This window comes from Morganella sp. Je.2.23 (assembly GCF_051129855.1).
Taxonomy (GTDB): domain Bacteria; phylum Pseudomonadota; class Gammaproteobacteria; order Enterobacterales; family Enterobacteriaceae; genus Morganella; species Morganella sibonii.
In genome coordinates this window covers 40,170-61,402 of record NZ_JBCPSQ010000007.1, presented here as the reverse complement: position 1 = coordinate 61,402, position 21,233 = coordinate 40,170, and the positions used below count along the sequence as shown (strand labels likewise).

Genomic DNA, 21,233 nt, shown 5'->3' with positions numbered 1-21,233 from the left:
CTAAAAATAATTAACGTTAGCTTTATAATTCTGCACTTAGTCCCGCCTGAAAAACCGGAATCCCTTCCCTGTCCGCTTTCCGTTTTTATCCAGAATTTCGTAATACTCTTCCGTCACCACCGACTGCCCTTTATCCCACTGCCCGCTATCTGACAGATTATCAGTCCGGTAAACATCCCCGACTACCCGGTACTGCCGCCCGTTGTAATGAATACGCTTAGTCGCGCCGGAGGAAAACTGGCGGGTGACCTCTGTGTACTCCCCGTTACCGTCACGCCGTAACCCGATCAGACGCAGCCCCTGTGTTGCAGAGTCATTATTGACTGAGCCGGGCACCGGCATATCAGGTGTCAGAGTAATAACGTCATAACGCTCAGAAATATCGCTTCTTCCGGTTTGCGGCCATGCGGCCGTGGCCGGGTTGCCGGTCAGCATCAGCACCGTTAACAGCAAAAATGTCAGAGTGTGTTTCATCATCAGATTATCTGTTCAGCCTTCATATACCGGACAGTATGAAACATAAATACAAAATCAAATGCGATAACAGCCGTTAATTAAATGCATTATTATTGCTTTTGAAATTCAATCATTAATAAAATGAAAAAATAACATCAGAATTTAAATTTCCTTCATGAATTAATAACCGGATTTACCGTACAAAAAAACTCTGAATGTGCATCACATATTTTCATTCTTATATTTGAAATAAAACTGTCACAAAAAATAAAAAAGAGTGATTTTTTAGTTCGTTACTTAATTAGCATTCTAATCAAATTATTCCCATTGCAACGGATGATAATAATTCTCATTTACAGAAAATTTATTCTCCTTTATCGTTTATTTGTTTTCCGGAAACACATCGGAAAATACCTTTTTATTCACCCGACCATTCATGAAATTATAAGGAGTTTAATTTATGAAGATGTTTAACCTGAAAACCCCGCTGGCGACACTGGTTACCCTGTGTGCCGCATTCTCCGCGGTACGGGCTCAGGCAGATGCAGGCTATGGCAGTTCCACTGCACCAACAACCGGCAATAAAATCATTATTGGCGTAACCGCTGCATCAGAGCGTCAGGGGCATCCGTCACCGGGCGGAGAACCGGGAATCGGTTATTCCGGCATGCGTGGCGGAATGAAAGTCAGCTTTGCCGGGCTGCAGGGACCCAACCGTGCGGTACCAAATAATAACGGTGTTTCTGTTATCACCTCTGTTCCGCAGTCACACGGCAATATGGGTTCTTTTAACTTTGCCAAAATAGCCGATGCCGATATTTATTACGGTGAGTGGGTTTCCGGTACTGATTTCAGCGATGATTCTCATATGGCGTATTACGCAGGGAAAGATATCACCGCTGCTATGCCATCCGAAGGCACTGCACAATACAGCATTAAAGGACTCAGCGGCTACAGCAGCGGTGAACAGATCAGCGGTACATTCAGCACCGATTTTGATGCTAATACCTTTACCGGCTCTCTCAGCTCAACCGGCCTCAGCTACAGCCTGAGCGGCACTGTCAGTGGTTCAGCCTTTGATGGTACTGCATCTGTCAGCACCACCGGTACCGATACCACAACCGTCAGCGGTACAACCAACGGGCATTTCTTTGGTGACAATGCACAACAGGTTGCCGGTTATGCTGAGTTCAGCAGCGATAAAGCGAAGAATATCGCGTTCGGCGGAACCAAATCTTAATTCATTATTGAAACATTTCACCGGGAACAGATTCTCTGTTCCCGGTGTTTACCGGATATAAATATGTCGTCGCAGATAAAGTTAATGTACGGATTTATTCTTTTTTTATTATTACTTGTTTTTTCATTACCGGCATCTGCAACTATACAAAAAAACAATCATTCAGAAGATAATAATACTGCACGTAATTTATACCTTTCACTAAAGAAAAATAACCTCAAAGCGATTTATCATTACTTATCCATTTATCAGCAGGAACACCAGACTGATCCATTACTGATTATCTTCAGCCAGGCAAAGCTGGCCTATTTAAATCAGCGCCCGGGAGTTGCTATCGGGTTATATAACACCATCCTGCAACAAAAACCCCATTTCTTTGCCGCACAACTGGAACTGGCCCGCAGCTACCGGGCCGATCGCCAGATCGGGAACGCCTTGCTTTTGTTCCGGGAACTGAGTCAGCGCCTGCCGGTGACCTCTCCCCACTATCCGGAAATTACCCGTACCATTACCGAACTCACCCAGGCACTCAGCTGGTCATTAATGATTAGTGCCGGCAGCCATTACACGGATAATTATTATCAGACCCCGCTGCCGGCAGCACACTGCCTGCACTACAGCCCTGATGGTTCCTGTTATGCCAGCCTTATCCCGCAGATCCCCCACGCTGTCTTACAATGGCGCAGCGACTGGGATTTACGCAGGCTGACACCGCTGTCCGGCTCTCATTTTCTGACGCAGCACTACCGGATATCCACGCGGTATGATGCCGCGAATCAGATAGCCAATACCGTAACGCTGACCGCTAAAACGGGTTATCACTATCAGGATCGCCATACTTTATGGCAACTGACCCCGCTGCTGGAGCAGCATTTTTCCGCCGGACGCCGTTTTTCCTCTTCTTACGGTTTACAAACGTATCTGAATCAGCAACTCAGCCCGGAGTGGTCTCTGAGCGGACTGGCTGCACTGCGGCAGCACCGTTATCAGCCTTATCTGCATTCACATAACGGCACTGAATATCAGCTGATGCCGCAGATAACCTGGCATCCGCATCCGGCAGCCTCGCTGTACTTACAGGCAGAAACCACCGTTCATAAAAAAATGATCCCTATAAACATTACCGGACGGCTGCCCTGCATACCGGCCTGACCTACCTGTGGCACCCGTTTGTGTCCCAGTCTGTTCATGCTGTTTACACCCGTAAACGTTATCACCACACACATCCGTTACACCGCCAGGCCAGGGAGGATTTCACCCGACAGTACAGCACAACACTCGCGCTCTACCCGCCGTCATTCGCGCAGATTTCACCTCAGCTTTCACTGATCCACACCCGTAACCGCAGTTCTGTACCGTGGCTTTATAGCTACCGGCAGACTGAAATCATGCTTCGTTTTGAACGGCTGTTTTAACCCTTTCTGATTATTTATTTTTTATCATCCGGGAATCGTTATGTCTTCGCATTCACCATTATCTGGTCATCCATATAAAACCATCACACTGCTTCTGCCCGTGTTATTTATCCCGCTGCCGGGGCTGGCAACAGAGGAAAAAAATCAGCAACTGGGCGACATTACGCTCCGTAATGAACAGGCTGCGGCTGACAGCGCCAAAGATAAAATCTATGACAAAAATGTCTCCACCCTGATCCTCACCAAAGAAGAAATAGAGCGCTATAAAGGCGCCTCTGCCGCCGATATTCTTAAAGGCGCCAACGGGGTATTCAGCGGTGATGCCCGCAACGGTAATGCGCTGGATGTCAATATCCGCGGAATACAGGGGCCGGGTCGTGTACCGGTCACCATCGATGGCACCGAACAGGCCGTGACGGTGTACCGGGGTTATAACGGTGCCAATAACCGTAATTACCTCGACCCGATGCTGATCAGTGAAATTGAGATTGAAAAAGGCCCGTCCCTTAATCTGCTCCTGAAAACGTCGGTAGGCGGCGGTGTTGCCATGAAAACACTCACCATCAATGACGTGGTGAAAAACGGTAACCAGTTTGGTGCCGCACTGATGCTGGAAAACAGCAGTAACACCACCAAAGCCCGGATACCCAATCTGGGAATCGGGGAAGATTACCGCCTTGTGGATAATATGCAGTTCGATTGGCTTATTATTGACGACCCCGGCACCCATTTAACCCCGGAAAATCGTGATAATGCCCCCGCACTGAATAACAGTGATTACGCCTGGCGTCTGGCAGTAGGTACCCGTCAGGAAAATATGGATCTGTTACTGGCTTATGCCTATCGTGACCGGGGAAACTATTTTGCCGGTAAACGCCACAGCGAAAACTATAATGACGAAATGTCTGACAGCGATATCGGTATTCTGCAAACATCCGACAAAACCTATGACCCGTATATGCCGTTTGTGTCCCGTATTTATCGCAAAGGTAATGAAGTTCCCAATACATCGGCAAAAACGGAATCCTGGCTGATAAAAAATACCTGGTATCTGAATGATGACCACGCACTGCAACTCAGCTGGCGCGATACCCGCTCTGATTTCGGCGATATTATGCCTTCCCGGCTGGGCTGGATCCGCGCTGAGGATAATATTATTCCGCAGTGGCCGCTGGCTGACCTGCATGCACAGGCCGGCTATCTTCATCTGAAATCACAACCGGCACATCTTGCCTATATTGATGCAGATATCCGCCTGTGGACCACCCTGACCACCAGTAATACCAACTCCGGCGGCGGCTGGCCGCGCTACCCGAAAAATATGGACTACGGCTATAAACAGGGGGATATCAGCACCATCAACCCGGCAATCGATGGAACACTGATTAACACCGCTGCCCTGAATGTACAGAATCAGCGCTACGGGCTGGATTTCAGCAATAAGTTTGCTTTTACCCCGGAACTGTCGGTGACTCTGGCCGCCAATATGCAGTTTGAGCATCTGGACAGTAATACCAGCCTGGAAAACTATAAACTCTTTATGTTCGCTGTTCCCGCCCGTAAAGGCCGCCGCTTTGAATATCAGCAATCCGTCAGTCTGGACTGGCAGCCGGTCTCCTGGCTGTCACTCAGTGCCGGCGGCAGACAAACCGTATACTGGAGTGTCGATGATCTCTCCAATGAGTGTGCCGCCCGTAAAGACCCTTACTGTAAACAAGACTATGAAGTTACCGGTTATTACCTGAACTATTTCCGGAATATGACGGAAACAGAATCACAGGTTTATAAAAAACGGCAGCAGGGTATATGGCTCGAACTGACCCCGGAAGAAAGGGAAACAATACGGGGGAAAACGATTTGGCCAGTACGTTACAGAGATAACCCGGGTAATAAAGCAGGGCGCATGATGGTACACCAAAAAAAATTCTGGCCGGTAGATACCAGTGACGGACGCCTGAAACAGAAAGACCGGCCGGATATCGATACCGCATTGCGGGGTATTGATCCCTATACCGGGCAGGAAACCTATCTCTATGAATATGATAACCTCCCTATTTCGCACGGTGACAGAGAGGAACAACCCGTTACCCACACCTGGAAAGAAAAGCCCCGCCGCCAGGCCAGCGCCTGGACACCGATGCTGTCTGCCTCGGTTCATCTGACCGATGATCTGCGTCTGTATGGCCGCTATGCGGAAACCGTACGTATGCCGAGCCTGTTTGAGGATACTGTCGGGTTCTCCGGTTCCTCTGTCCCGCATATCGGTTACCGTTATAAACCGGAACATGCGGTAACCCGGGAATACGGTGTGGTTTTTAACGGAAAATCACTGCTCCGCGCCGGCCGTCATGCAGATATCCGGCTGAATTACTTCCATACAGATATCCTCAATGTGTTTGATCGTGATAACTATTTCCGTTTTTCACAGATGGATAAACAGATCCTGAAAGGGATTGAAATCCAGGCCCGCTATGATCATGGCTGGATCTTCAGTGATCTGGGTGTGACCTATAACCTCGCCAATAAAGTCTGTGATGAAACATCCCATGCCTTTATGGACCCGACAGGTCTGAAAGATATCCCGTCATGCATTGACGGAGGTTATCCGGGCGGGTTCCTGCGTACCCAAATTCAGCCGCATTATTCTGTAACCTTTAACCTCGGCGGGCGTTTATTGCAGGAGTCATTAGAAATCGGCAGCCGCTGGCTCTACCACAGTGCGGTGGAAAACAGCCAGGAGAAACGTCTGATGGGTATTGTTCCGGGAAAATACAGCGATTTTAATAACTACCCGATGCGCTGGAATTCGGTACTGACCGTGGATGCCTACGCCAAATATAAAATCACCCCGGATATTGCTCTGGAGTTGACGGCCACCAACCTGACCAATGAATATTATCTCGACCCGCTTACCCGTTCGATGATGCCGGCACCGGGCCGGGCCGTAAAATTCAATATCTCTGCGAGGTTCTGATTTATGTACGGCGTAACAACATTACCTCATCCGCCGTTCGTGTTTGACCGGAAAAAATGCGGAGCATGGCAGCAGACGACATCGTCTGCCGCAATCGGTATTTGTTTCTCCGTCGCCGGGCTGCTCATCATGAGCAGCCCCCGGGTGACCTCCCCGCAACTGCATCAGCTTGATAACCGGGGACAAACCCCGGTGGCTTCCATTGTCATTCAGATGAATGCAGCACCGGCATATCAGGAAACAGAACCGGAAGCGGAACAATTACCACCCCCGCAGGAATCACCGTCACAGGCAGAACTGGCAACCGCCCGCCGGAAAGCGCCGGTGAAAACAGCAAAGCCGCCGTCAGAAAGCCCGGCAGTAAAAGCGGTAAACAAAAAAACGGAGAAAACAGAAGCGGTCACTACAGAATCCACAGCAGATACCGGGGAGGATAAAGCAACACTTCAGCAATCCGGCGGACAGGCAGTATCCCCGACAAATTCTGCCACCGCAGGAGCCGATAACCGGAAAGCACAGGAGGATTACTTTAACCTGCTGCGGCAAAAAATTGAGGAGCAAAAACATTACCCCCGCCGGGCCCGCAGTGCCGGACAACGGGGGATCAGCACCATCTCATTTTCACTCGACGATAACGGAAAACCTTTTGCACCGGCGGTTACCTGCTCTTCCGGTTATGAATTACTGGATAACGCCGCAATGGATGCCGTCATCAGGGTTGCTGCTATTGGTGATCCTCCCCCGGGTGCAAAGCGGAGGGTGACATTTTCATTACGTTTCCAGCTGAACAAGGGTTTTTAGTGACAACGGCGTTTAACGGCTGAATATATTTACGGCAATGATTATTTCTTGTGCATATAAAGTTAATAGGTATACTGGTCTACCTACTATTAATTGCAAGAGATTTTCCGGATGAAAGACACCGACATAACACAGACCCGGCTCAGTGCCAGAGATCGCTTACTGGAAGCCGCAGGCATCTTGTTTTACAACGAGGGCATTGCGGCAACCGGTATTGATACGATCACCAAAAAGGCCGGTGTCGCCAAAAAAAGTCTGTATAACAATTTCAGCTCCAAAGCTGAGTTGGTGACCACTTACATCCGGCTGCGGCATGAGGAATGGCTGGCGTTATATGACACCCGCCGGCAACAGGCAACAACCCCGGAAGAGCGGATCCTCGCGGTATTTGATGCTTATCACGACCATGCTGAGTTTGCCTATGAACGGGGATTTCGGGGATGTGGCCTGCTGAACGCAGCCGCTGAGTTTCCGGCCGGTAGTGAGGAACGCCGCGAAGTGTGTGCTCACAAATCTGAAGTAGCTGATATTATCCGGAAAAATCTTTATCAGCTGCTGCCGGATGACACCGCGAAAGCAGAACAGCTGACAACACACCTGACATTCCTGCTGGAAGGTGCAATTGTGCTTGCCGGACTGGAAGAGCACGGTGAACGGGTATTACAGGCTGCTGCTATGGCAAAAACCATGCTGGAGGCACTGTGATTCAGACACCCAAAGGCCACTTTACCGGCATTGCCGTCATTATCCTGGCCTCCTTCCTATGGGGAACCACCGGGGTTTCTGCCACCTTCGCACCAGATGTCAGTGCTATTGCTATCGGTGCTGCCGCCATGGGTTTCGGCGGATTGCTCCAGGCCGCGATTGCCATCACACCGATCCGCCGCAGCCTCGGCGCTTTCCGGCAGCAGTGGCATTTATTGTTATTAGGTGCCGTTGCTGTTGCTGTTTATCCGCTCGCCTTTTATGGCTCAATGCGACTGGCCGGGGTGACTATCGGGACAGTGGTATCTATCGGAACAGCACCGGTTTTATCGGCAATCATTGAAATTATCATGGACGGTGCCCGCATGACACTGCGCTGGCTGAGCGGCGCCGTACTCGGTCTGACAGGTATTGCGCTTCTTTCTCTTTCCGGCGGCACGGAACAGATTGCCGCCGCAGACACATCCGCGACTCTGACCGGTGTCATACTGGGGTTACTCGCCGCCTTTACTTATGCCCTCTATTCCTGGGCCGCACGCCGCCTGATGCAGCGCAACATTCCGTCACGGGCAGCAATGGGCGGTATTTTCGGGATCGGGGGGTTACTGCTGATGCCGGTGTTGGCACTTTACGGCGCGCCATTCCTGGATTCGTGGCAAAACGCCGCGGTCGGCATTTATATGGCTTGCGTGCCGATGTTTATGGGTTATGTCTGTTTCGGCTATGCGCTGGCGCGTATTCCCGCCAGCACCGCCACCACAATTACACTACTGGAACCGGTTATCGCTGCCGTACTCGCCGCTCTGATTGTCGGCGAACAACTCACTGCCGCGGGTTGGGCCGGGGTTGCACTGATTTTCACCTGTCTGGTCTGTATTACACTGCCTGCACGACGTAAGGCACAGGCGGTGAATGTGGCAATCGTTAAACCGGATCAGTGTTAATTTTCAGCTTACTTCCCGATACAGAAACTCGAGAAAATACGCCCCAGCAGATCGTCGGAGGTGAATTCCCCGGTGATTTCGCTCAGTGCCTGCTGGGCGAGACGCAGTTCTTCTGCCAGTAATTCGCCGGAGCGGGCAACCACTAACTGCTCGTGGCCGGAGATCAGATGCTCTGCGGCGGTGTTCAATGCCTGTAAATGACGGCGGCGGGCGAGGAATCCGCCTTCGGTGTTGCCTTCAAATCCCATGGTGGTTTTCAGATGATCGCGCAGCAAATCAATACCGTGACCTTCGCGGGCAGAGAGTTTAATCAGCGTATCGCCGTTCCGCTCTGTGATACCGGTAGTTTCCCCGGTGATATCCGTTTTATTGCGGATAATGGTGACCGGAATACCGGCCGGTAAGCGGGACATAAATTCCGGCCAGATTTGCTCAGGCGTCTGTTCATCAACTGTGGTGCCGTCCACCATAAACAGGACACGGTCCGCCTGTGCAATTTCCTGCCAGGCACGTTCGATACCGATCCGCTCCACTTCATCCCCGGCTTCGCGCAGACCGGCAGTATCGATAATATGCAGCGGCATACCGTCGATATGAATATGTTCACGCAACACATCACGGGTGGTCCCGGCAATATCAGTCACAATCGCGGCTTCGCGTCCGGCCAGTGCATTCAGCAGACTGGATTTTCCGGCATTCGGCCGGCCGGCAATCACCACTTTCATCCCTTCACGCAACAGGCTGCCCTGACGTGCCTGAGAGCGTACCCGTTCCAGATCAGCAATCACAGTATCAAGTTTGGCTTCAATCACGCCATCAGAGAGAAAATCAATTTCCTCATCCGGGAAGTCGATCGCGGCTTCCACATAGATCCGCAGATTAGTGAGTGCTTCCACCATCTGATGCACCTCACCGGAGAAAGCGCCCTGCAATGAATTCATGGCAGAACGGGCGGCCTGTTCCGAACTGGCATCAATCAGGTCGGCGATGGCTTCCGCCTGCGCCAGATCCAGCTTGTCATTAAGGAATGCGCGCTCGGAAAACTCACCGGGATTGGCGATACGGATATTATTGATAAGAAGAATACGTTTTAACAATAAATCGAGGATAACCGGCCCGCCGTGCCCCTGGAGTTCCAGCACATCCTCACCGGTAAAGGAGTTCGGGCCGGGGAAGAAAATCGCAATCCCCTGATCCAGCACCTTGCCGGTTTCATCACGGAAAGGCAGATAATCGGCATAACGCGCTTTCGGGAGTTTCCCCAGTACAATCTGAGCCACCTGTGCCGCCTGCGGGCCGGACACACGCAGAATACCGACTCCGCCACGTCCCGGCGGGGTTGCCTGTGCCACAATGGTATCGGTGCTCTGGATTTCAGCGTTATTCATGACCATCTCTCTCTTTCTCACCGTGTGATAAACAATAAAGGCGGTCAATATGACCGCCTTTAAATAATACTATAAGACCGGCAGAGATTCCCCGCCGGTCACGGGCTTATTTTTTGTCGCGGCTGTGAAGACCGCGTTTTTCCAGACCGCGATAGATAATCTGCTGCTGGAGGATAGTCACCAGGTTACTGACGATATAGTACAGAACCAGACCTGACGGGAACCACAGGAAGAAGACTGTGAAGATCACCGGCATGAAAGTGAAAATCTTCTGCTGTAACGGGTCAGTGACCGCTGTCGGAGACAGTTTCTGGATCACAAACATCGTTGCACCCATCAGAATCGGCAGGATGTAGTACGGGTCCTGTGCGGATAAGTCATGGATCCAGCCGATAAACGGTGCGTGACGCAGTTCCACCGAGCCCATCAGCATGTAATACAGCGCCAGGAAGATAGGCATCTGGATAATCAGCGGTAAGCAGCCACCCAGCGGGTTCACTTTCTCTTCTTTGTACAGCGCCATCATTTCCTGACTCATGCGCTGTTTGTCATCACCGATACGCTCACGCATTGCTTTCAGCTTCGGCTGAAGCATACGCATTTTCGCCATAGAGGTGTATTGCGCACGGGTCAGCGGATACATGATACCGCGGACAATAAAGGTGATAACGATGATGGAGAAGCCCCAGTTACCGATGAAGCTGTGGATAAACTTCAGTAACTTGAACAGCGGCTGGGAAATAAACCATAACCAACCGTAATCCACGGTTAAGTCCAGGTGTGGTGCCACGGCTTCCATTTCGTTCTGCAGTTCCGGTCCGACCCACAGTGTTGCGTTATATTTCGCTTCGCTGTTTGCCCCGATACGGATTGCATCACTCTTATAACCGATAAATGCATCGCCGGTTTTAGCGCTGTACAGCGTATAGAAGTTATTGGTGGTCCCTTTCTCAGGAACCCACGCTGTCGCAAAATACTGCTGTAACATCGCCACCCAGCCAACATTGGTGTTGATGTTCAGTGGTTTATCTTCGATATCACTGAAGCTGTATTTTTTGTAGTTGGTTTCTTCGGATGAGTACGCCGCACCACGGTAGGTATGCAGCGCAAAGTTGCTGCTGCCGTTGTTAAGACGTTCCGGTAAATTCACAGACTGTTTTAACTGACCGAAAAACGCCATTTCCAGCGGAGCTGAGGTGTCGTTTTTGATGGTGTAATCAACACTGATGGCATAGTCTTTGCGCTTCAGGGTGTAGGTTTTCACATACGTGACACCATCCTGAACAAAAGTCAGAGGAACACGCAGTTCATCCTGACCTTCCGGCAGCACAAAAGTATCGCTTTCAGTGGTATACAGCGGGCGTTCTTTGTAATTATTCGGGTTATCCGGACCATTCGCACCGGTTAAACCACTGATTGCCTGGTAAGCAAATTCAGGAGTTGTTTCCAGTAAACGGAACGGATCTGCGGATTTTAAGGTTGCCGGGTAAGCCAAAAGGTCAGCTTCATCAATATCACCGCCGCGCAGATTGATGTTCAGTGACAGCACATCTGTTTTGACCGTAATATATTTGTTCTGCCCGCTGCTTTCACCACTTGGCGTTGTCGTCTGCTGCGTTGCCTGAACAGCCGCGTTAAGTGCTTGTGTCTTATCACTTTCCCACGTCTGCCATGCAAAGAAGGATACGAGTAGCAAAGCGATGAATAGAAGATTACGTTGCGAATCCATCGTTAATGTTCTCTGTTATCATCATTTTTAGGTGGGACAGGATCATCACCACCTTCGTGTAAAGGGTGGCATTTTAATACGCGTTTCACCGTTAACCAACCGCCTTTTATCATACCAAACCTGCGCAATGCCTCAATTCCGTATTGCGAACAGGTTGGTGTGAAGCGGCAACGTGGTCCCAGCAGCGGACTTATCACCAGCTGGTAACCTCTGATTAACAGGATCAGGAAGCGTGCGCCAAGCGACTGTGACGACGCCATAACTTACCCAATGCTTCCGTAATCTCGCGATTACTCAACTCCGATACCCCTTTTCTTACCAGAAGCACGAAATCCATATCGGGCAACTCATGTTGGTGCAGACGAAAGTATTCACGCGCTAACCGTTTAATGCGGTTGCGCTCATGAGCCCGTTTCACGTTTTTTTTAGCGACGGTAAGACCAATGCGGGGATGTTCCAGCTCATTACGGCGTCCCAGAAGTGTTATTTCAGGAGTACTTGCCCGTTGTGGTTGCCGGAAGACAAAGTTGAAATGCTTGGGAGTTAACAAACGTAACTCCCTCGGAAAAGCGAGCTTAACCACGTCAGATGGTTAGCTTTATTACTTAGAAACGGTCAGACGAGCGCGGCCTTTAGCACGACGGCGAGCCAGAACCTGACGACCATTTTTAGTGGCCATACGAGCGCGGAAACCATGGGAACGGTTACGCTTCAGTACGGACGGTTGAAAAGTGCGTTTCATAGCGGTTTCTACCTAAACTTTAAATTATTACTGATTCAGTAAACGCATCGGCAAACAGTAAATTCAGCGTCGGATTCACATCTTTCTGCTGAAAGGGCCATCACGGAAAGTGGCTGACCTCTGCGCCTTATCGCAACATCAATATGGAAAGATGCGAGATTGTAATAAAATCCGGGCCTGTCCGTCAATCAAAGATGGCGCGATAACACAGATTTCTGCACATAATTGCATTTACCCATAACCTGCCTGTACACATTACTGCATCAAGACACAGATAACACGCACAGGGTGCAAGATTATACGGACTCCCCGGCAAAGCGCAAGGATCGATCAGCGATCTGTGAATATTCGATCGATACCCCGATCCGGACCACTGATTTTCTGCCTGAGGATAATTCACCAAAACTTATCCCCAAACGGGATCTTCCCGCTGTATTCTCCCGCCGGGATTCGTTATACTCCGGCCTGAATCCCGCTCCGGACGGGCTGACAGCCCCTGTGGATAAAAACCCGGAAAACTGTGTAAAAGGATGAGGATCTTGTCCCGCTTTTGCGATATGATCCGTCGTCACGATCATTTTCACCCGTGCGGTGATCGCCGGTGCAGGGAATGATCGTCCATAACACAGCCTCATTTTTGTACACTGAAGTGTCCGTTGAAACATGCAGAGGACAATACGTCTGTATGTGCTGTGTCTGCGTGAAAAATCTTATTCTGTTTCTTTGACTGGTCTTGTTTAGGGGAGTTCACCGTGTCTCTTTCGCTTTGGCAGCAATGTCTTGCCCGTTTGCAGGATGAATTACCTGCCACAGAATTCAGTATGTGGATACGCCCCCTTCAGGCTGAGCTGAGTGATGACACTCTGGCGCTCTATGCCCCTAACCGGTTTGTGCTCGACTGGGTACGGGAGAAGTACATTAATAACATTAATGCGCTCCTATCTGATTTCTGCGGTAACGATATCCCGCAGCTGCGTTTTGAGGTCGGTAATAAACCGGTCAGCGCGATCAGCAGCACACCGGAAAGAAGTATTCCCCCGTCACGGACGATGAAACAGCCGCCTTCGCGGGAAAAAGCGCCCGCACTGCGCCCGAGCTGGCATGACAACAGCGCGGAGCCGGATGTGGCTTACCGTTCCAACGTTAACCCGAAACACACCTTTGACAGCTTTGTTGAAGGTAAATCAAACCAGCTGGCGCGCGCAGCCGCCCGTCAGGTGGCAGATAACCCGGGTGGCGCATATAACCCGCTGTTTTTATACGGCGGAACCGGTCTGGGTAAAACCCACTTATTACATGCCGTCGGCAACAGCATTATGGAAAATAAAGCCAACGCCAAAGTGGTCTATATGCACTCAGAACGTTTTGTGCAGGATATGGTCAAAGCCTTACAGAACAATGCGATTGAAGAGTTCAAACGCTACTACCGTTCTGTCGATGCCTTACTGATTGATGATATTCAGTTCTTTGCTAACAAAGAGCGTTCTCAGGAAGAATTTTTTCATACCTTCAATGCGTTACTCGAAGGTAATCAGCAGATAATCCTGACCTCCGACCGCTACCCGAAAGAAATTAACGGGGTGGAAGATCGCCTGAAGTCGCGGTTCGGCTGGGGATTAACCGTTGCTATTGAACCGCCGGAACTGGAAACGCGGGTCGCGATCCTGATGAAAAAAGCTGATGAAAACAACATCCGCCTGCCGGATGAAGTGGCTTTCTTTATCGCGAAACGTCTGCGCTCCAACGTCCGTGAACTGGAAGGTGCACTGAACCGGGTCATTGCCAACGCCAACTTTACCGGGCGGGCGATTACCATCGATTTTGTGCGTGAAGCGCTGCGCGATCTGCTGGCACTCCAGGAGAAACTGGTCACTATCGATAATATTCAGAAAACCGTTGCTGAGTATTATAAAATCAAAGTGGCTGATCTGCTCTCCAAACGCCGTTCGCGCTCTGTCGCCCGGCCGCGCCAGATGGCGATGGCTCTGGCAAAAGAGCTGACAAACCATAGTTTGCCAGAAATCGGGGATGCTTTTGGCGGCCGTGACCATACGACCGTTCTGCACGCCTGCCGTAAAATCGAGCAGCTGCGTGAGGAAAGCCACGACATCAAAGAAGATTTTTCTAACTTAATCCGGACATTATCATCATAGCGCTATGAAATTTATCATTGAACGTGAGCAATTGTTAAAACCCTTACAACAGGTCAGCAGTCCGTTGGGCGGTCGCCCGACCCTACCGATTCTGGGTAACTTACTGCTGAAAGTCTCTGATGGCGTACTGCATCTCACAGGGACAGACCTTGAGATGGAAATGATGGCAGCGGTTCCGCTGGATCAGCCGCATGAAAACGGTGAAACCACGGTACCGGCACGGAAGTTCCTGGATATCTGGCGGGGTCTGCCGGATGGCGCGCAAATCAGCGTCGAGCTGGATGGTGATCGTCTTCTGGTCCGTTCCGGCCGCAGCCGCTTCTCGCTGTCCACCTTACCGGCCTCGGATTTCCCGAATCTGGATGACTGGCAGAGTGATGTCACTTTCTCCCTGTCACAGGCGACATTAAAGCGCCTGATTGAATCCACACAGTTTTCCATGGCGCATCAGGATGTCCGCTATTACTTAAACGGTATGCTGTTTGAAACCAGCGGTTCAATTCTGCGCACCGTCGCCACTGACGGGCACCGCCTGGCGGTCTGCTCACTGGATATCGGGCAGGAACTGCCGGACCATTCGGTGATCGTACCGCGTAAAGGTGTTATCGAACTGATGCGTCTGCTGGACGGCGGCGATGCGCTGCTGAAACTGGAAATCGGCAGCAATAATATCCGCGCCCATGTCGGCGGGTTTATTTTCACCTCCAAACTGGTGGATGGCCGCTTCCCGGACTACCGCCGTGTCCTGCCGAAGAACCCGGACAAAACGCTGACGGCAAATTGTGATATGCTGAAGCAGGCTTTTTCGCGGGCGGCAATTTTGTCGAACGAGAAATTCCGCGGTGTGCGGATTTACCTGAACAACAATCAGCTCAGAATTACCGCCAATAACCCGGAACAGGAAGAAGCCGAAGAAATCGTGGATGTCACTTACGACGGAACGGATATGGAAATCGGTTTCAATGTCAGCTATGTCCTTGATGTTCTTAACACACTGAAATGTGAAGATGTCTCTGTGAAACTGACTGATGCCACATCCAGCGTACAGATTGAAGATGACGCCAGTGATGCAGCCGCTTACGTTGTGATGCCGATGCGCCTGTAACACGATGATCCTCTCGCGTTTACTTATCCGTGATTTTCGCAATATCGAAAATGCGGATTTACCGCTGGCTGCCGGGTTTAACTTTCTGGTCGGCCCGAACGGCAGCGGTAAAACCAGCGTTCTGGAAGCCATTTACACACTCGGCCACGGCCGGGCATTCCGTTCAGTGCAGGCGGGGCGTGTTATACGCCACGATAATGAAGAATTTATTCTGCACGGGAAACTCGGGCAGGAACAGACGGACCGGGCCACCAGCGTCGGCCTGAGTAAAAACCGCCAGGGTGACAGCAAGGTCCGAATTGACGGCACCGACGGCCATAAAATTGCCGAACTGGCAAAATTACTGCCGATGCAGCTTATCACCCCGGAAGGCTTTACACTGCTCAACGGCGGACCAAAATTCCGCCGCGCCTTTATTGACTGGGGCTGTTTCCACAATGAGCCGCAATTTTTTGCGATGTGGAGCGATTTAAAACGCCTGGTGAAACAACGCAATGCCGCGCTTCGCCAGGTATCGAATTATGGTCAGATCCGCCACTGGGATCAGCAGCTGATTCCGGTTGCTGAACAGATCAGTCAGTGGCGGGAGCATTACGTGACAGCGATTGCGCAGGATATTGAGCAAACCTGTCAGCAGTTTTTACCTGAATTTTCGCTGAGTGTCTCTTTCCAGCGCGGATGGGATAAAGAGACCGATTATTCAGAGCTTCTGCAGCGCCAGTTTGAACGGGATCGCGCACTGACCTACACCGCCTCCGGCCCGCATAAAGCGGATTTACGGATCAGGGCGGATGGGGTGCCGGTGGAAGATTTACTTTCACGTGGTCAGTTAAAACTGCTGATGTGCGCACTGCGGTTAGCACAGGGTGAATATTTCACCCGTCAGAGCGGGCAGCAATGCCTGTATCTGCTTGATGATTTTGCCTCCGAACTGGATGCCGGGCGCCGCCGTTTACTGGCTCACCGGCTGAAAGCCACACAGGCTCAGGTTTTTGTCAGTGCCATCACCCCTGAACAGGTCAGTGATATGACAGATGAAAACAGTCGCCTGTTTGTCGTGGAAAAAGGTAAAATACAGGTTCAATAATCAGGATTAGATGAGCGGGAAACGTTGATGTCGAATACCTATGACTCCTCAAGTATCAAAGTATTAAAAGGGCTGGACGCGGTGCGTAAACGCCCGGGAATGTACATTGGTGATACCGATGACGGAACCGGTTTACACCACATGGTCTTCGAGGTTGTTGACAACGCTATCGACGAAGCCCTCGCCGGTTACTGTAAAGACATCGTTGTGACCATTCACAATGACAATTCAGTCTCCGTACAGGATGACGGCCGCGGTATCCCGACCGGGATCCATGAAGAAGAAGGCGTCTCCGCCGCAGAAGTTATCATGACTGTTCTGCATGCCGGCGGGAAGTTCGATGATAACTCCTATAAAGTCTCGGGCGGCCTGCACGGCGTCGGGGTCTCTGTTGTTAACGCCCTGTCTGAAAAACTGGAACTGGTTATCCGCCGTGACGGCAAAGTCCACGAGCAGATCTACCGCCACGGTGAGCCTCAGGATCGCCTGACCATTGTCGGCGAAACCGATAAAACCGGGACACGCGTGCGTTTCTGGCCGAGCATGAACACCTTCAAAGGCGAGACTGAATTCCAGTACGATATTCTGGCAAAACGCCTGCGTGAACTCTCCTTCCTGAACTCCGGTGTGTCGATCCGTCTGGTCGACAAACGCGACGGCAAAGAAGACCATTTCCATTACGAAGGCGGTATCAAAGCATTCGTGGAATATTTAAGCCGCGCCAAAACCTCGATTCATAACAACGTTTTCTATTTCTCCACCGAGAAAGACGATATCGGCGTGGAAGTCTCCATGCAGTGGAATGACTCTTTCCAGGAAAACGTATACTGCTTCACCAACAACATTCCGCAGCGTGACGGTGGTGCTCACCTCGCCGGTTTCCGTGCTGCTATGACCCGTACTCTCAACAGTTATATTGAGAAAGAAGGGCTGAATAAAAAATCCAAAGTCAGCACGACCGGGGATGATGCGCGTGAAGGTCTGGTGGCGGTTATTTCCGTCAAAGTACCGGACCCGAAATTCTCCTCACAGACTAAAGACAAGCTGGTCTCTTCCGAAGTGAAAACCGCGGTTGAAACACTGATGAACGAAAAGCTGTCTGAATATCTGGATGAAAACCCGAACGACACCAAAATCATTGTCGGCAAAATTATTGATGCCGCGCGTGCCCGTGAAGCTGCACGCCGTGCCCGTGAAATGACCCGCCGTAAAGGCGCGCTGGATTTAGCCGGTCTGCCGGGTAAACTGGCGGACTGCCAGGAACGTGACCCTGCATTCTCCGAACTGTACTTAGTGGAAGGGGACTCAGCGGGCGGCTCTGCAAAACAGGGGCGTAACCGTAAGAACCAGGCCATCTTACCGCTGAAAGGTAAAATCCTGAACGTTGAGAAGGCGCGTTTTGATAAAATGCTGGCTTCTCAGGAAGTGGCCACCCTGATCACCGCGCTCGGCTGCGGTATCGGCCGTGACGAATACAACCCGGACAAACTGCGCTATCACAGCATCATCATCATGACCGATGCCGACGTCGATGGTTCACACATCCGAACCCTGTTACTGACCTTCTTCTACCGTCAGATGCCGGAAATCATTGAGCGCGGTTATGTGTATATCGCACAGCCGCCGCTGTATAAAGTGAAAAAAGGCAAGCAGGAACAGTATATTAAAGATGACGAAGCGATGGAGCAGTATCAGGTCTCTATCGCACTGGATGGCGCAGCACTGTATGTAAATGAAACCGCCGCACCGATTCAGGGCGAACATCTGGAAAAACTGCTGCACGAGTACAACGGCGCACATAAAATTATCCGCCGTTTAGAGCGTCTCTATCCGCTGCCGCTGTTAAACAGCCTGGTCTATCAGCCGAAACTGGAAGAATCCGCGCTGCTGAACAAAGATGAGGTGGAAGCCTGGGCGAAGAGCCTGACAGAGCGCCTGACCCGTCATGAAGAGCACGGCAGTACCTACAGCTATCACATTGCGGAAAACAAAGAGCGTCAGCTGTTTGAGCCGGTACTGACTATCCGTACTCACGGTGTTGATACTGACTACAACCTGGATTTCGATTTTGTTCACGGCAGCGAGTACGCCCGTATCTCCAAACTGGGTGAGCTGATCCGCGGTCTGATTGAAGAAGGTGCTTATGTTGTCCGTGGTGAGCGTCGTCAGAACGTCAGTAACTTTGAGCAGGCACTCGACTGGCTGATGAAAGAATCACGCCGTGGTCTGGCAGTACAGCGCTATAAAGGACTGGGTGAAATGAACCCGGATCAGCTGTGGGAAACCACCATGAACCCGGAAACCCGCCGTATGCTGCAGGTCACCGTTAAAGATGCGATTGCAACGGATCAGTTATTCACCACACTGATGGGTGATGATGTTGAACCGCGCCGCGCCTTTATCGAAGAGAATGCCCTGAAAGCGGCAAACATCGACGTATAATTTTTTCCTCTCTCTGAGACCTGATAAAGCCCGGATTTCCGGGCTTTATTTTTTCCGGCGATCCGCCCGCAGCCCCTCACCCCGCAAAGTCAGCGATATGCTTCAGGTTCGTGGTAATAATACCGACCATTCCCGAGACCAGTAACTGAATCGCCAGCGTGACCAGAATAATGCCGGAGATCCGCGCCAGTGTATCCATCACACCGGGAGATAAACGCCCGTGCAGCGGCCCTGTTGCCAGAAAAGTCAGGGCAATAGTGGGCAGCATCAGGAGGATCACTACGGAAAGCTGAATCAGGCCGGACAGTGAATCACTGTGTCCCGCCAGCGAAATCCCGACCGCTATTGTTCCGCCGCCCATCGAGAGCGGAAAAAGCAGCGGTACCATCGCCAGCCGCATGATATCTTTCGGCGGCGTGACACTGACCGGAATATCACTGTGCTCCTCTTTAACACCGCGGATAAGCATCGGCCATCCCTGCGCCAGCAACGCAATACCGCCGGTGACAGTCAGTGCATCCGCACTCAGCCCCAGCGCCGTCAGCAGCCAGTTCCCCAGCCAGATAACCACCAGCATGACCAGTGTGTATCCGGCCGCAATTTTCCAGGCAATTTGCCACAGTATCCCCCGATCAATCCGGCCGAGAATAATCGTGGCGGCGGTGATCGTCGCCGGGGGACTGAACAGCGATACAAACGTCACATAGTTAAGAAGAATATTGTCGAGCCATTCATTCATCTTTCCGGCTCCGTGTCCGCAGATAACCGGCAGCCAGACAAAGAACCAGCGCCGCGGCAATCACACTGACAGCGATCATCCCGCTGCTCAGCAGTGTCACAACAAAACCAGCCAGTACCGCGGTGACCAGGATAATCCCGGTCCCGGTAATGAATTTTGAAGCGCGGATAACACTGCTCTGACGCCACGCCACCACCAGTACCATCAGATAGCACAGGAGAAACGTAAAACTGGCGACATTTGCCAGGTCGCCGAGATTCAGGAACAACGCCAGCAACAGTGTCAGCAGAATAAGCAGGATATTCACAGTCGTTCCCTGACGGTATATTGTTTTGCCCCAGGCAGCCGGCAGAATTCCGGTACTGCACATTCTGTCAGTAATATTGAATGCGGAGAACAGCGTGGCATTTATCGCCGATGTTGTCGCCAGCAGTGCGGCGGCGGCAACAATCACAAAACCGGCTTTTCCCCATACAGGATAAGCCACCTGAGCCACCGCGGTATCGGCATAACGGACCAGCGCAGACGGAGAAAGGTTGCCGAGTAATACCAGTGCCAGGCTGATATAAAGCGCAATCGTGAACAGAATGGCTATCATAAATGCCTTCGGCATTACCCGGCCGGGATTTGCCACTTTGTCAGAGGCATTCGCCATCATACCGAACCCGGCATAGGCGAAAAAGGTCAGTCCGACGGCGGAAAAAAGCGTATCACCGGAGAACGGGGTTATATTCAGCAGTGTTGTGTCCACCGTAAATATTCCCGTTGCCACCAGTGCAATAATAATTACCAGTTTGGTGCCCACCAGAAGGACTTCAATTTTGCCGACAGCATGACTGCCGGTGATATTCATCAGGGCGACCACGATGATAATAAACGCCGTATACACTTCCGGTAATAAGGCAGATTCATTGCCCTGATGAAAAAGCTGAACAGCATAGGCCCCGAATGCTCTGGCCACCATTGCAACCGTCAGGATAAGCGTGACGAGATACAAAAAAGATAAAGCGATCGTCAGTACCGCAGGAAAAGACAGCCGGAAGAAATCAATAATGCCGCCCGGAGAGGGATAGCAGGCGGATAACCTGGCATACGCATAACCGGCAAATAACGCGACCACGCCGCCGCAGGCAAATGCAATCCATGTTGCAGACTGCATAATCAGCGCTGTCTGCCCCAGCAGAGCAAAAATCCCTGCTCCCACCATCGCGCCGATCCCCAGCGCAATAACCTGTAATAGTGTTAACGGTTTTTCTGATGATACTGACGTCATACCCTGCTCCCGAAACAAAACCCGTGCTGCCGCTGATATT

At 51.1% G+C, this 21,233-nt stretch carries 19 protein-coding genes; 11 read left to right on the top strand and 8 right to left on the bottom strand.

Annotation, left to right across the window (positions count from 1 at the left end; translation table 11 throughout):
* Positions 1-36: 36 nt before the first annotated feature.
* Positions 37-477 (bottom strand): hypothetical protein, encoded by a 441-nt coding sequence (locus AAZR23_RS17825; RefSeq protein ID WP_247717489.1) that lies wholly within the window; start codon positions 475-477, stop codon positions 37-39.
* Between the two features lie 439 nt (positions 478-916).
* Here AAZR23_RS17825 and AAZR23_RS17820 point away from each other — a divergent pair, with 439 nt between their 5' ends.
* From AAZR23_RS17820 to AAZR23_RS17790, 7 genes are all read left to right on the top strand, one after another.
* The gene (locus AAZR23_RS17820; RefSeq protein ID WP_434694171.1) at positions 917-1,696 is read left to right on the top strand and encodes a Slam-dependent surface lipoprotein; all 780 of its coding nucleotides are present in this window, start codon (positions 917-919) and stop codon (positions 1,694-1,696) included.
* A gap of 63 nt (positions 1,697-1,759) precedes the next feature.
* Complete coding sequence (locus AAZR23_RS17815; RefSeq protein ID WP_434694169.1) at positions 1,760-2,848, top strand: surface lipoprotein assembly modifier; 1,089 nt, start codon at positions 1,760-1,762, stop codon at positions 2,846-2,848.
* A gap of 20 nt (positions 2,849-2,868) precedes the next feature.
* A complete protein-coding gene (locus AAZR23_RS17810) occupies positions 2,869-3,111 on the top strand; it encodes a surface lipoprotein assembly modifier (RefSeq protein ID WP_434694167.1) in 243 nt (80 codons plus the stop codon).
* A 40-nt stretch (positions 3,112-3,151) separates the two neighbouring features.
* Positions 3,152-6,085, top strand: a complete 2,934-nt coding sequence (locus tag AAZR23_RS17805) for a TonB-dependent receptor domain-containing protein (protein ID WP_434694165.1) — start codon at positions 3,152-3,154, stop codon at positions 6,083-6,085.
* Positions 6,086-6,088: 3 nt separating this feature from the next.
* On the top strand, positions 6,089-6,886 hold the full coding sequence (locus AAZR23_RS17800; protein ID WP_218453893.1) for an energy transducer TonB: 798 nt from the start codon (positions 6,089-6,091) through the stop codon (positions 6,884-6,886).
* Positions 6,887-6,997: 111 nt separating this feature from the next.
* A complete protein-coding gene (locus AAZR23_RS17795) occupies positions 6,998-7,591 on the top strand; it encodes a TetR/AcrR family transcriptional regulator (RefSeq protein ID WP_434694163.1) in 594 nt (197 codons plus the stop codon).
* On the top strand, positions 7,588-8,535 hold the full coding sequence (locus AAZR23_RS17790) for an EamA family transporter (protein ID WP_166708890.1): 948 nt from the start codon (positions 7,588-7,590) through the stop codon (positions 8,533-8,535). Before AAZR23_RS17795 ends, AAZR23_RS17790 begins: the two co-directional genes overlap by 4 nt.
* An 8-nt stretch (positions 8,536-8,543) precedes the next feature.
* On the opposite strand, the gene mnmE is transcribed toward AAZR23_RS17790, so the two are convergent.
* The 5 genes from mnmE to rpmH all read right to left on the bottom strand — a co-directional run bounded on the left by mnmE (position 8,544) and on the right by rpmH (position 12,394).
* Entirely contained in the window at positions 8,544-9,908 is a 1,365-nt protein-coding gene (gene mnmE, locus AAZR23_RS17785) for a tRNA uridine-5-carboxymethylaminomethyl(34) synthesis GTPase MnmE (protein WP_434694262.1), read from the bottom strand.
* Positions 9,909-10,029: 121 nt separating this feature from the next.
* Positions 10,030-11,652: a membrane protein insertase YidC gene (gene yidC / locus AAZR23_RS17780; RefSeq protein ID WP_046892837.1), complete on the bottom strand. Its 1,623-nt coding sequence runs from the start codon at positions 11,650-11,652 to the stop codon at positions 10,030-10,032.
* 2 nt (positions 11,653-11,654) lie between these two features.
* Entirely contained in the window at positions 11,655-11,912 is a 258-nt protein-coding gene (yidD, locus tag AAZR23_RS17775; RefSeq protein ID WP_015422368.1) for a membrane protein insertion efficiency factor YidD, read from the bottom strand.
* A complete protein-coding gene (gene rnpA / locus AAZR23_RS17770) occupies positions 11,876-12,235 on the bottom strand; it encodes a ribonuclease P protein component (protein ID WP_434694161.1) in 360 nt (119 codons plus the stop codon). The genes yidD and rnpA overlap by 37 nt, the downstream gene beginning before the upstream one ends.
* A gap of 18 nt (positions 12,236-12,253) precedes the next feature.
* Positions 12,254-12,394: a 50S ribosomal protein L34 gene (gene rpmH / locus AAZR23_RS17765; protein ID WP_000831330.1), complete on the bottom strand. Its 141-nt coding sequence runs from the start codon at positions 12,392-12,394 to the stop codon at positions 12,254-12,256.
* A gap of 752 nt (positions 12,395-13,146) precedes the next feature.
* Here rpmH and dnaA point away from each other — a divergent pair.
* Genes dnaA through gyrB form a run of 4 tightly spaced genes read left to right on the top strand, consistent with a single transcriptional unit; the run spans position 13,147 to position 19,181 of the window.
* The gene (dnaA, locus tag AAZR23_RS17760) at positions 13,147-14,547 is read left to right on the top strand and encodes a chromosomal replication initiator protein DnaA (RefSeq protein ID WP_046892836.1); all 1,401 of its coding nucleotides are present in this window, start codon (positions 13,147-13,149) and stop codon (positions 14,545-14,547) included.
* A 4-nt stretch (positions 14,548-14,551) separates the two neighbouring features.
* The gene (gene dnaN, locus AAZR23_RS17755; RefSeq protein WP_166706740.1) at positions 14,552-15,652 is read left to right on the top strand and encodes a DNA polymerase III subunit beta; all 1,101 of its coding nucleotides are present in this window, start codon (positions 14,552-14,554) and stop codon (positions 15,650-15,652) included.
* Positions 15,653-15,656: 4 nt separating this feature from the next.
* Positions 15,657-16,739: a DNA replication/repair protein RecF gene (gene recF / locus AAZR23_RS17750; protein WP_046892834.1), complete on the top strand. Its 1,083-nt coding sequence runs from the start codon at positions 15,657-15,659 to the stop codon at positions 16,737-16,739.
* Between the two features lie 27 nt (positions 16,740-16,766).
* Complete coding sequence (gyrB, locus tag AAZR23_RS17745) at positions 16,767-19,181, top strand: DNA topoisomerase (ATP-hydrolyzing) subunit B (protein WP_166706741.1); 2,415 nt, start codon at positions 16,767-16,769, stop codon at positions 19,179-19,181.
* Positions 19,182-19,257: 76 nt separating this feature from the next.
* Here gyrB and AAZR23_RS17740 read toward each other — a convergent pair whose 3' ends face one another.
* Together AAZR23_RS17740 and AAZR23_RS17735 are read right to left on the bottom strand one after the other, a co-directional pair.
* On the bottom strand, positions 19,258-19,920 hold the full coding sequence (locus AAZR23_RS17740; RefSeq protein ID WP_052926473.1) for a MarC family protein: 663 nt from the start codon (positions 19,918-19,920) through the stop codon (positions 19,258-19,260).
* Positions 19,913-21,193 carry an APC family permease gene (locus tag AAZR23_RS17735; protein ID WP_046892831.1) on the bottom strand — a complete coding sequence of 427 codons (1,281 nt, stop codon included), beginning with the start codon at positions 21,191-21,193 and terminating at the stop codon, positions 19,913-19,915. Before AAZR23_RS17735 ends, AAZR23_RS17740 begins: the two co-directional genes overlap by 8 nt.
* Positions 21,194-21,233 lie beyond the last annotated feature (40 nt).